General features: G+C 42.5%; 9 protein-coding genes. 3 read left to right on the forward strand and 6 right to left on the reverse strand.

The window, feature by feature from the left end:
• The first annotated feature begins 203 nt into the window (after positions 1–203).
• On the forward strand, positions 204–2702 hold the full coding sequence (locus AC1DQW_RS22100) for a M1 family aminopeptidase (protein WP_477456049.1): 2499 nt from the start codon (positions 204–206) through the stop codon (positions 2700–2702).
• 65 nt (positions 2703–2767) lie between these two features.
• Here AC1DQW_RS22100 and AC1DQW_RS22105 read toward each other — a convergent pair whose 3' ends face one another.
• From AC1DQW_RS22105 to AC1DQW_RS22130, 6 genes are all read right to left on the reverse strand, one after another.
• Positions 2768–4228 (reverse strand): serine hydrolase, encoded by a 1461-nt coding sequence (locus tag AC1DQW_RS22105; protein ID WP_477456050.1) that lies wholly within the window; start codon positions 4226–4228, stop codon positions 2768–2770.
• Positions 4229–4427: 199 nt separating this feature from the next.
• Positions 4428–6122 carry a serine hydrolase domain-containing protein gene (locus AC1DQW_RS22110; protein WP_477456051.1) on the reverse strand — a complete coding sequence of 565 codons (1695 nt, stop codon included), beginning with the start codon at positions 6120–6122 and terminating at the stop codon, positions 4428–4430.
• Between the two features lie 407 nt (positions 6123–6529).
• Positions 6530–7168, reverse strand: coding sequence for a gluconate 2-dehydrogenase subunit 3 family protein (locus AC1DQW_RS22115; protein WP_477456052.1), 639 nt, complete (start codon positions 7166–7168; stop codon positions 6530–6532).
• 21 nt (positions 7169–7189) lie between these two features.
• Complete coding sequence (locus tag AC1DQW_RS22120; protein WP_477456053.1) at positions 7190–8926, reverse strand: GMC family oxidoreductase; 1737 nt, start codon at positions 8924–8926, stop codon at positions 7190–7192.
• Positions 8927–9052: 126 nt separating this feature from the next.
• Entirely contained in the window at positions 9053–9715 is a 663-nt protein-coding gene (locus AC1DQW_RS22125) for a 3-keto-disaccharide hydrolase (RefSeq protein ID WP_477417287.1), read from the reverse strand.
• A gap of 222 nt (positions 9716–9937) precedes the next feature.
• Complete coding sequence (locus AC1DQW_RS22130) at positions 9938–10993, reverse strand: hypothetical protein (protein ID WP_477456054.1); 1056 nt, start codon at positions 10991–10993, stop codon at positions 9938–9940.
• Positions 10994–11403: 410 nt separating this feature from the next.
• On the opposite strand from AC1DQW_RS22130, the gene AC1DQW_RS22135 reads away from it, so the two are divergent.
• Entirely contained in the window at positions 11404–11832 is a 429-nt protein-coding gene (locus AC1DQW_RS22135; protein WP_477417283.1) for a CBS domain-containing protein, read from the forward strand.
• A gap of 206 nt (positions 11833–12038) precedes the next feature.
• Positions 12039–13265, forward strand: coding sequence for a DEAD/DEAH box helicase (locus AC1DQW_RS22140; RefSeq protein WP_477401349.1), 1227 nt, complete (start codon positions 12039–12041; stop codon positions 13263–13265).
• The last annotated feature ends 9 nt before the right edge of the window (positions 13266–13274 follow it).

The following is a 13274-nucleotide window of genomic DNA, read 5'->3' on the forward strand; positions in this document are numbered from 1 at the left end:
AAAGCAGTAAAAATGGCAGAGATACTCTTCGGCATTAGCGCCTGGCGAAAAAGGCATTCAACCATAGCAAATAATAATTTACATCGGGGGTAACATAAATTGTTTAGGAGCGTCTTACATACTTTAAGGACTAAAAACTTTTGGCCCCGGCGGATGTATAATTGTTAAATTTCATCCCGACCGGGCTTACTATCAACTAATATATGACTGATCTGAAACCAATTTCAACATTGCTGCTATCCTGTATGCTTACAGCAGCTTTCACCTCATCACAAGCGCAGCAAGCGACCCAACCAGAAGACCCTGCTCTAAAAATTTACCGCGAAACACCCAAAAAGGTTAACGACCTGGTGCACACCAAACTCGATGTACGTTTCGACTATAAAAAACGCTATATGTATGGTAAAGAATGGGTTACTTTAAAACCTCATTTTTACCCAACCGACAGCCTTAGACTTGATGCCAAGGGTATGGACCTGAAAAATATCTCGGTAGTAAAAAACGGTAAAAACATCCCGCTTAAATTTACCTATGAGGATAGCCTGAGCGTAGCCATTAAACTGGATAAGGTTTATCATAACAATGAAAGCTACACCATTTATATAGATTACACATCAAAACCAAACGAACTTAAAGCAAAAGGCAGCGCTGCCATAAATGATGCCCGGGGCCTGTATTTTATAAACCCCGATGGTACCGAAAAGGATAAGCCAACCCAGATATGGACACAAGGCGAAACCGAAAGCTCATCGGCCTGGTTCCCTACCATTGATAAACCCGGCCAGAAAACTACCGAAGAGATCAGCATGACCGTACCTGCCAAATACGTCACCCTATCAAACGGCAGGCTGGCATCGCAAAAGAAAAATGCTGATGGCACCCGTACCGATACCTGGAAAATGGAGCTGCCGCACTCGCCATACCTGTTTATGATGGCAGTTGGCGATTTTAAGATCTATAAAGATAAATGGCGCAATAAAGAAGTGAGTTATTACCTGGAGCCTAAATACGCGCCATACGCAAAAGAAATTTTTGGCTTTACACCCGAAGCCATTGAGTTTTATTCCAAAACTTTAGGGGTTGATTACCCATGGAACAAGTATTCGCAAATTGTAGTGCGCGATTATGTGAGCGGCGCTATGGAAAACACCACAGCTACCCTGCATGGTGCTTATGTACAGGGTACAGCACGCGAGCTGTTGGATGCTTATTACAACGATGGCCGCAGCACTATAGTGCATGAGCTTTTTCACCAGTGGTTTGGCGATTATGTTACTGCCGAAAGCTGGAGCAACCTTACCGTGAACGAATCGTTCGCCAACTTTAGCGAAACCATTTGGGCCGAGCATAAATACGGTAAAGATGTGGCCGATGAGCATAACTATATTGATATGCAAACCTATTTAAGATCGCCCGATGGCCGCACAAAAAACCTGGTACGTTTTCATTATGCCGATAAGGAAGATGTTTTTGATGCAGTTACCTACCAAAAAGGCGGCCGGATTTTAAACATGCTGCGCAACTATCTTGGTGATGCCGCTTTCTTTAAAGGGTTAAATATATACCTTACAACCAACGCCTTTAAAAATGGCGAAGCCCAGCAATTACGTTTAGCCTTTGAACAGGCCAGCGGGCTCGACCTTAACTGGTATTTTAACCAATGGTATTATGGCGCCGGTCACCCAATACTTGATATCAGCTACAAATGGGATGATGCAACCAAAACCCAAACCGTTTACCTGCAGCAAAGCCAGGACGGACAGATCTTTAAATTGCCAATGGCCATTGATATATACACAGGGGGCAAAAAAACACGCCACAAAGTATGGATGAACGATCAGAATGATACCCTTACCTTTAAGCTGGCGTCAAAACCCGACCTGGTGAATGTTGATGGTGATAAAATACTATTGACCAAAAAAACCGACCACAAATCCCTGGAAGAATTTGCTTTCCAATACTTTAATGCACCGCTTTATTTAGACAGGCAGGAGGCCATTAATGCTGCCGCCAATAAACAAGGAGAAAAGGATGCACAGAAAATTTTGATTGCAGCTTTAAAGGATAAATATTATGGCTTGCGTAACAAAGCCATCAGAACAGTAAAACTTGATAATGATGCTATGCGCAATGCTGCCTTGCCTATATTGGTATCATTGGCCCAAACTGATGATAACACTTTAGTGCGTGCCGCGGCTATTACCGCCTTAGGTAGTTTAAAGGCTCCCGGTAATATGAATATATTTAAACAGGCGCTAAGCAGCCAGTCGTACGCCATACAGGGCGCGGCATTAAATGCTATTGGACTGTTAGATGCTGTGCAGGCCATGACTTTGGCTAAAGGGTTTGAAAAAGACAATAAAGGCGATCTTACAGTTGCTATTATGAATATCTACAGCACCAGCGGAAACGATACACATTGGCCTTTTGTATTGAAACAGTTTGAAGATGCCACCCCGCAGGGAAAATTTAATACCGTAAGAAAATTTGGCGCGATGGCTGCCCGCGTGGATAAACCAGAGCACGCCCGGGAAGGCATTAACGAGCTTAAAGACCTGGGCATAAAATACAAATCCATCGGTGCCGGCGACCTTACCATAAAGCTGATTACCGATATTAAAGCACACAGCGAAAAACTGCAGGATGATACCTCCATAAAAGCTGCTGATGAGGCGATAAAGCTGATAACGGACGCTAAATAAATTAATAAATAAAACAACAAGCCATATGAAGTTTGCGAAACTTCATATGGCTTTAATAACATCTTTTATTTAATTTTTTTTGCCTCGTTCTTCTGCCCGTTTTGATAGAGGATAACCGAAGTTACTTTTCCTGTAGCATCTTTAATTACTTCTAAATCGGAAAGGGAATTTTTAGGGAAGAATTTATTCTGCGCTTCGGGATAGATAGGAAATTTAGGCAGACCTGTAGGTTGTGCGTACAATTGGTTCCCATCCCTGCTTAAGGTTATTATAAAGTCGGGTTTAAGTGCGTATTGGCCTGTATAGCTCTCCAGGTCCGAATCACTAACCTTAACCAATGTTTTTACGGTATTTAAAAGCAAGCCTTTAAAGTTGTAAACTTTGGCAACGCTATTAACCACCTCCTGCATAATTTCACTATTATCCGAGTTAACCATAACAACGATACCATTACCATCCTTAAGGCTTCCGTAATACTGGCACCTGAAGCCTTCATTTGCCCCCCCGTGTTCAAAGTATTTTGTACTATCTACATTAGTGGTTGTAATAAATACGCCCAAAGCCGCGTTGGCATTTTGGAAGGGAGTTAACCTGAGCTTTGTAGTTTGCTGATCCAATACCTTTGCCGACTTACCCTCGTAAGCCAATTGTGTTTCAATAATATACTTAGCCAAATCTGTTGGATTTGTCCACAAACTGGCAGCCGCCTGCTCGGGATAAATATGGTATTTACCAGGAATTGCCTTTCCATTTGTATCATACCCTGTAGATAACAAAGAGGGCGTTACACCAGTCGGGGGTTGTGTATAGGTACTGGAGGTCATGCCCAAAGGCTGCAGTACATTTTTTTTCATATAATCTGCATATGGCTGGCGGGTAACATCCATAACTATCATTTGAGAAATGGTAATACCTCCACCAGAATATTCCGACCTTAAACCAGGTTCATACATTGAACGAATTGGGTCGGAATTTGCCGGCTTTTGTCCATTTAATATCTGAACAACTGATGGCAATGGCTGACCCGGTTCATAACCTCCAAAACCATGAACCGTTAATCCGCCTGTGTGGCTTAACAGGTTCGCCATATTTATTTTTTTACCTTTAGCAAGACTATCATAAGGAAATTTCCAGCTTTTTAAATAGCTATTAATATCTGCATATAAGTCTATTTTTTTTTCCTGAACCAGTTTCAGAACGCCTACAGCATTGATAGATTTACTGATGGAAGCGGCCTGAAAAAGTGTTTGCGGGGTGACAGGTATTTTTAAACTCTCGTCGGCCAATCCGTAGCCCTTTGCCCAAAGTACATGATAGTTTTGAATCACGGCCAGGCTTAATCCATGTACTTTGTAATAAGCCATTCGCTCCTGTAAAGTTTTGGGGGGTTCATCTTTGAATTGTATGGTGCTGATTAAATTAGATTCAACCTGCTTTATTTTATCATTGATATCATCCTGCCCATAAACACATGCCTGGCTTAAAGCCAATGCCATTAACACAAAAAATAAACGTAAAGTCTTCATATGAGTGATTAAATATAGGTGCATAACTAATCCCGCTTCAAATACAAAGCCAGTATTTAACTTACTAACAATCAATAAATTATATAGGCTCCTATTATAAATATGTTCGTATGTGGACAGTGTTGTGCGATATTGAACGCTGTAAAACAATAATGGCAGGTATTTAAACTGTGTAAAAAAACTTCCGGCTACGTAGCAATCACGGTGCTTTAATTTTAACAAACTTCAAATGCATTACCCGCCAGCTATCCACCTCAAAACCTGTAATTTGCTTTGATTTATTCCGGGTGACTAAAAGGTGTTTCATATACCATGTGTCATTAAGCAAATGGTCGGGGCCAAATAGCGTCAGCTTCGTGTCGTTATATTTGTTATTGGTTAAATAAAGCTGATGGTCTTTTAATATTATTTTATAAGCACAATCTAATTCGGGGCTATAATAAATACCGGTGTAGGCCAGCAAACTTTTATCGTCAGCTTGCATTTTGTTTGGTAATCTGGTAAAACGGTACGCATCACCCGGCGTATTCATGGTCAAATCGTGATCTCCTGATTGTTGATTGAAGTTGAATTTAATACCGGGAACATAAAAAATAGAATAAGTATTTTTCGCTTCTCTTGTCAGCAGGTAATCATTCGTATTGGTTCCCATGCGTTGATACAAACTATCATTTTTAAGTATCAAACTCATTGTCATGTTCACTTCGTTACTAAAATAATCCCCTTGTTGTTTTTCTACAAAAGGCAGCTCCGCAGCAGGTATTTTTGCATCCCTTTTCTTTTCTTCCAACTTTGGCATGGCTGTTTTTTCCGAAATCAAAAGCTCTGCAATCTGGCCGGCTTTTTCCCGGGCATATATTTCACTCAAATTACTTAAAACAATAATACCCATTTTCAGTTCGGGGAAAACGGTAATATAGGTACGGTAACCGGCATCTGCCCCATCGTGCTGGTATTGTTTCCACCCTTTATAATTTGCAGAAATAATTCCCGCAGCATAATCCAGTACAGTTCCATCATTTAGTTTGGTTTTTTGGGTAAGCTGTAATATGGATTGTTGATTTCCGGCCCTGGTATCGTAAAAATTCATAGCCCATTTGGCCAGGTCATTAATAGTAGAAAAAAGACTGGTGGGGCCTACGGTAGAATAGCTTAAAATATTATTGCTAAAACTGGTATTGTCTTTTCTGTCGTAAGCGTATGCCCTGTTCTTTTCTATCTCGGTATAATCATCATGAAAATGAGTACTGGCCATTCCCAAAGGTTTAAATATCGCCGAGTCTGTAAATTTTCTTAGTGACTGGCCGGATATTGCTTTCACAATTTCCGCCAGTAAGGTGTATCCACTGTTGGAGTAAATGAATTTGTCGCCGGGGTTAAAATTAAGTGCCTGCTGCTTACTTAAAATTTTAATGATATGTTCCTGGGTGATCACATCATCAATCCTGGTTCCCGAAATGCCGAGCAGTTGCCACTGGTCCCTTATTCCGCTTGTATGATTTAGCAAATTACGGATAGTTATTTTTTGCTTTAGATTTGGGAACCATGGCAGATATTTACGGATATCGTCGTCCAGGTTAAGCTTACCTTGTTGTGCCAGTAAAACAATAGCATAGGCCGTGAACTGTTTAGACACTGATGCCAAATGATATACAGTTTCTGGTGAGTTGGGTATAGCATATTCCAAATTTGCCATGCCATATCCTTTGGAGAAAATAAGTGTGTCGTTTCTGACAATGCCTACTACGCAACCGGGACTTTGAGTTTTGTTCCAGTATTCAAAAATAGAATTGACTTTTTTAACAATCGGATCAGGTAATGCCTGGGCCCACACTTTGGCCTCTGCTATTAATAAAAAACAAAGCAAAAGGCAAAATACACGTGTTTTAAGCATTTGCGTGATAATTAGGTTTATTTCTGGTTAGTATAACTGACGTACTACAGGCTGGGATAAATTTAGTAAAAAAAACCTCAACCTTTTTTACTTGATCTGGTAGCCGGACAGACAATCGCTTTTAAAATATCTGCATGGCAAATTTTGGCTGAAGCCGCTTTTTATTCCTTCGCTACCGTCCCATAAATAGGGACGGCAATGAACTTTTAAGCTACCTTAAACGGGATCAGTCCTTAAATCATTGCCGTTGGGCTTCAGCCAACGGTTAAATTGACAGAAATGAGTTAGGGCTTTAGCCAAAAAATATTATAGATATTTAAAAGCGATTTCCCTGGATAGCCGCAAAAAAACTAACCCAACAAAAAACCGCCTCATAATCACTTATGAGACGGCCTTTTTTGTTAGTATTAAACACCGGCTTTTACATCCTGCATGTTGTAATGCTTTAATACATCATCAGGTACGCCTGTCCATTTATTAATGTTGTTACCAACAAAACCAACATCGTCAATACCCATTTTTGTGGTATAAAAACCCGATGCGGTTAAATCGCGCATGCGGTTAAAAAATGCTACACCCTGCGCCATTTCGGGTTTGGCTTTATTGGGATAGGCTATCATATCTACCAGCTCAATTTGCTGGGCTTTGCTGCAATCGGTAAAAACCTTACCATAGCGATTAAGGCATTGCAGATCAAGCCAGCGCAGGCCGCCGCGCATGGGGGTTTGATGATCCGGGATATCCTTCACAATAAACTCGATAAAATCGGGCACTTTGGCATCAGATGCGCTACCCGATTTTGCGTCTTTAGGGATAATAATATCGCCCAACACCGTAATAGTTGCCATTTCTGCCGCAGTGAAAAACTTGTCGGCATGCAGCTTTTTATCGCGTTCAAGCTCATAAGGCTGGCGTCCGGCTTCTGCTTCGGCCGCTGCCGGGGCTGCTTCTTCTGTTTTGGGGGTACCGGGTTTACAGGCTTCCAGTAATAATCCTGCCGAAAGTGTGGTAAAGCCTAATGCTTTAAGGGAGTCACGTCTGTTCATGATATTTTATGGATTTGCTTGTTAAACGTTTAGTGCTTTTCTTTGCTGTAATATATATTCCGCGGTACGCATAGACATGGCAAGGATGGTCCAGGTAGCGTTTTTATCGCCCTGTTGTACAAACGGCGCGGCATCAACCACAAAAAGGTTTTTACAATCATGCGCCTGGCACCATTTATTCAAGGCCGATTTTTTAGGATCGTTACCCATGCGTATGGTACCTACTTCATGGATAATCTTACCAGGAGCCTCTAAACCGTAATTGGTTTCGGGACCTTGCGGACCACCATAAATGGCACCGCCCATATTGTGCATAATTTCCTGGAAGGTTTCCTGCATGTGCTTTGCTTGCTTAATCTCATCATCGGCCCATTTGTAATGGAAGCGCAATACGGGGATGCCATATTTATCAACCACATTAGGGTCTATTTCACAATAGTTATCATAACGTGCTATGGCAGTACCACGACCAGCCATACCAAACTGGGTTCCGTAAAAACGGCGGTAATCGTCTTTTAATGATGCGCCGTAGCCACCGGCTTCTTTCATTTTACCATCGCGGCCCGGTACAACACCGTTCATGTTGTGAATGCCGCTGCCAAAACCGTATGATGGCATGTGCATGCCACCGCCATATTCAATATGGTAACCACGCGGAAAATCAAGTTTCTTATTATCAAGCCACCATGGCGAGTAAATGTGCACACTGCCTACGCCATCCTCATTATATCGTTTGCGATCCATTAACTGCGGCAGGAAACCTCCGGCGCTTGAGCCGGTCGAATCATGCAGGTAACGGCCCACAACACCGCTGCTATTGGCCAGGCCACCCGGATGTTCTGCTGATTTTGAGTTGAGCAGGATCCTGGCCGATTCACCCGCACTTGCACCCAGAATAACCGTTTTGGCATTTACCTGGTACTCCTGCAGATCCTCCCTGTTTACATAGGATACGCCGGTAGCCAACCCCTCTTTATTGGTGATCACTTCGCGTACCATAGCATTGGTGATCACTTTTAAATTCCCGGTTTTTACAGCCGGAATAACCAGGCATGATGAGGCCGAAAAATCGCCGTAAACCTTGCAGCTACGGCCACATTGTCCGCAGAAAAAACATGCGCCACGGTCTTTATTTCCCGGTAAAGCCTCTGTTAGCACCGAACCACGACCCGGGATGATAGTTACTCCGGCCTTTTTAGCCCCCTTTACAATATACAACTCGTTAAGCCTTGGTTTGGGCGGTGGCAGGTAAATACCATCCGGCTCATTCTCTAAACCTTCTTTTGTGCCATAAATACCAATCATGCGGTCAACCTTATCATAATAGGGCTTTACATCGTCATAGGTTATTGGCCAGTCGTCTGTAAGGCCATCTTTGGCCTGGAAATCGCGCGGGCCCATACGCAACGAGATCCGCCCCCAGTGATTGGTACGCCCGCCCAGCATCCGCGAACGGAACCAGTAAAATTCGGTTTTATCTTTTGTGGTGTATGGCTCGCCATCAATTTGCCAGCCGCCATAAGCAGCATCAAAATCGCCAAACGGACGGGTTGTACCCGCACCGCGGCGCGGCGATTCCCAGGGCCATTTCAGTTGTTGTGAATCCTTCTGCGGATCGAAGTAGACGCCCGCCTCAAGCATCAGCACCTTAATACCGGCGTTGGCCAAAACATAACCGGCCATGCCCCCACCGGCACCCGAACCAACAATTACCACATCGTAGGTTTCCGATGACTTTTTAATTTGTAGATCGTTCATATTATCTCAAAAATATCCTTTGTGTAATACAGGAAAAATGCACGGTTTATATATGCATTCATTGAATGGAATTATTGGTATAAATATATTGAACGCTATGCGTAAAGTATATCTATGTTAAAAATTTTATAATTGTTTAATTGATATATCGCGGAACGATACCACATGCCCATGATCCTGCAAAGCGATATGGCCTTTAGGGTATGCGGCAAAATCTGTCCATGTTTTAAATTTGCTGTTGGCAATAAGTTGTTTCCACTCATCGCTGCCTATCTGGGTTTCAACTATTTTGGTTCCGTTTAGCCAAAAAGTAAGGTGACCGTCTTTTTTACGCAGCTTAACTTTATTCCACTCGCCGGCAGGTTTTGCAACATCCTTTGACGGGGCTTTCATGTCATATAGCGAACCGGCAAGGTGGTTGGCTTTTTTATTGTCGCTGGCATCTTTATTATCAAGCACCTGCATCTCAACACCGGTAACATAAGTCTCACTAAATTTAGGATCTTCATGAACGCCAAAAATAATTCCGCTGTTACCTTCTTTGGTGATGTTCCACTCCAGGGTTAGCTCATAGTTTTCATATTCAGCATCGGTAACCAGGTCGCCCTGTTGTTCGGCTTTGGGGTCAAGCTGTAAAGCGCCGTCTACAACTTTCCATGCGCCTGCGCCGGTTTTTAAATAAGTATGCCAGCCGGTGGTTGTTTTACCATCAAACAATGGCTTGGTTTGGGCCAATACAGCAAAATGCAGGGCAGGGATAGCCATCAGGCTCAGTAAGATTTTTTTCATCGGTTTTGTTTTATAATTAATGGAGATATATCCTTAGGTTGGTTAAATATATCTGCTTTTTGTTAATGCTAAAACGATTATCGGAAAAATAAATTACAAACAAGCGCAATTGGCTTTGTAAAAATATGGATATACAAATTAACTTTAAGTTTAACGTCCTAAGCCCGGAATAATTCTGACTTTAGACTTACGACTTCGGACTCCAGATTTAGATCTCAAAACTTAATCCCTGGCATGCTTATGGAAACCAAAAGATAAACCGGCCGCTATACCAACGGTAACATAACCATAGCTATCCTGGAAACTTTGGTTATAATCATCCTGGCCGCGGTAGCCGCCGCCAAGCATAAAAGCCGTACCCTGCATAAAGGGGAATGAGTAATAATATTTAAGGCTTACGTTTAATCTTTTTTTGATATCGATGGCCGAATAATTATCGTACTTATCAGCAATGTAGGTAAAATCAAACTGGATGCGCTGCCAGTTTTGATAGGTAGTTTTTCCCTGCTCCAGGGGATCGTCATAAGCTTTCACAATATTATACATGCGGCTGCCATTAATACGGATAAACCCATAATGGTTTTTTAAATTTTCTGAAAGACCAAGGTTAAACAGCCCTGAATGTACTTCAAGGCCTATGTTATCATAGCGATTAATGGTAAGGCCGGGTTTATCAACCCGTTTGCCGGTAAAATAGGTAAGCGTGTAAAAGTTAGTAGTAAATTTACCGCTATCAACGTTAAAGCTGCCGTCTTTATTTAATGATGGCCCCCGGGCACCGTTTGAATGATGCGAATAAGCCAACGACAAAAACTTCGGCTTAAAAGTATCCTCATTAAGCCGGTAAAACACCGTCCCGTTGGGCATATAGCTTGGCGATTTTACCGGCGCTCCCCGGCTATTCAGCAGGCGAATTTTTACCCTTGAGCTAAACACAAAAAAGAAACGTGATTTTGGCGTACTGAACAGGATAAAATTGGGCGATAGATCGGTAGTAAGCTGAGTTTTTACTTTGTTGAAATAATCGTTCCCGGCCATCGAAAGCCTCATGTTTTCCTCAAAAATATTATCAAATGCATGATTAATAATATGCTGACTTAAGCGGGCCGAATCTGATTTGTTTGTATCAATATTTAAAGTATCAGCGTTTGCTGCAAAACTGCCTTGCAAAATTAGCAATGCCATGCAGCAAACCAATTTTACAGATGGATTAAAGGTATGTTGAAATAGTAAAGCAGTATTTTTAAATGATGCCTTAAAGGGTAAAAAAGTAGCCAATGTAGTAAGTGTTATTTGTATATATAGAAGTAGAATTAAGACAAAAAATACTTAACAATGCAATATGTTGCACTGTTAAATTTGATGCCGCAATATTAAATATTAATCATTTTTGTGTAACCGGACCACTGTCAGTTTAACGTAAACCTTGAGGAAAAAGGGCGTATTTAACCAGATTAAAACACATTGCTGCCCGAGGTTTTACAGTAGGATTACAGTTGACCGCTAATTGGTGACAGTTATCACTATCATTGGTCTGCTCCGGCCCGGTTGAACCGGTACAATCCCTGGCGTAACCCAATATCAGTCTGCCGGATTGTTGATATTTTATAATGAATAAAAACATTGGGGTTTAATTCTGTTTTATTATATTTGGTTAAAGCCAATTCCCTCATTATAACCTTTGTATCATGATAACAGTTTCAAACATTCTGGCCCGTAAGGGTGGCGGTGCTATTAGTATTGATGCAGATGCATCTGTTTTAGAAGCCTTAGAGTTAATGGCCCAAAAACACATCGGTTCTGTAGTTGTAACCGAAGATGATGAATACCTCGGTTTGCTAACCGAACGCGATTACGCCCGTAAGGTGATCCTGAAAGGAAAATCATCGCACGAAACCCTGGTACGCGAGATCATGAGCACCGGCCTGCCACGCATACTGCCCGAAAACTCCATAGATACCTGCATGCACATCATGAGCGAAAGCAATATCCGTTACCTGCCTGTTTTTATAAACGATAAACTCTGCGGCATCATTTCAAGTAACGACCTGGTAAAGGAAACAATCCTAAGTCAGCAGGAAACTATTGAGCAGTTGAGGGAGTATATACACTCCTGAGTAAGAATACATTGTAAAAAACAAGTTAGCTTTCACCATAGCGATGGGTTTGAAATCCATTGCTATGGTGAAAGTTTCTGTGCCAAACAGTTTCATTTAACAGATTTTTCTGGTTTGACCTTTTAAGCGATTTCCCTGTCCTGCTGTGTAAATACCCCTTATCCCATTAAATTTTTATATCTTGCATAATTTACTTATAAGAAACAGTGACTTTTCAGGATTTTAACTTCAACGAACAATTATTCGAAGGCATAGAGAGTATGGGTTTTACCACCCCTACCCCGATACAGGAAATGGCCATCCCGGTTGTTTTAGCCGGACAAGACCTTATTGCCTGCGCCCAAACCGGTACAGGTAAAACAGGCGCATACTTACTGCCGATACTTAATCATATTACCGGTACCGCTAAACACCAAACCAGCGCCCTCATTTTGGCGCCAACCCGCGAACTGGCCCAGCAAATTGACCAGCAGGTTGAAGGCCTGGCCTATTTTACCGGTGTTAGCTCTTTAGCGGTTTTTGGTGGCGGTGATGGTATGGCTTACGAGCAGCAGCGCCGTGGCATCCAGAATAATGTAAACATTATTATAGCTACCCCCGGTCGCTTAATTGCCCACCTTACATCGGGTGTATTAAAGCTTAACCATTTAACCCATTTGATTTTGGATGAGGCCGACCGCATGCTGGATATGGGTTTCTCTGACGATATCATGAAGATCATCAGCTACCTGCCAAAAACCAGGCAAACGCTTTTGTTTTCGGCCACCATGCCGGGGCGGATCCGCTCATTGGCTAAGGCTATCCTGAAAGAGCCCCAACAGATTAATATTGCTATTTCGCAGCCCGCCGTTGGCATCGATCAGCAGATCTATCGCCTGCATGATCAGCAAAAAACACCTTTACTGCAGCTTATCCTGCGCGATTCTGCCTATGCAAGCACCATTATTTTTGCCTCCCGCAAGGAGATCGTAAAATCATTATACAAAGAATTGAAAGCCATCAAGATCGACGCTATGGCCTTTCACTCCGACCTGGAGCAGAAGGAGCGTGAAGAGATCCTGCTGAAATTCAAAAACAAACAACTGCCGGTTATTATTGGTACCGATGCACTTTCGCGCGGTATTGATGTGGAGGGTATCGACCTGGTGATCAACTATGATGTGCCCGGCGATCCGGAAGATTATATTCACCGTATTGGTCGTACGGCCCGTGCTGCTACAACCGGTACCGCCATCACCTTTGTAAACCACCGCGATGAGCGCAAGCTTAAAAATATAGAGCACCTGATAGAGCGACCTATCCGTGTGGTTGGTTTGCCTGATGAACTGGCCTCAATCCAGCAAGCTCCGCAGGCCGCTCACGGAGACGACAAAAGGAACCCACAAAGGCCCAACAGGCGCTGGAACAAGAACAAGCCGAAAAAAAACAGTTAAATACAGCTT

This window comes from Mucilaginibacter sp. P5_A4, assembly GCF_056400605.1.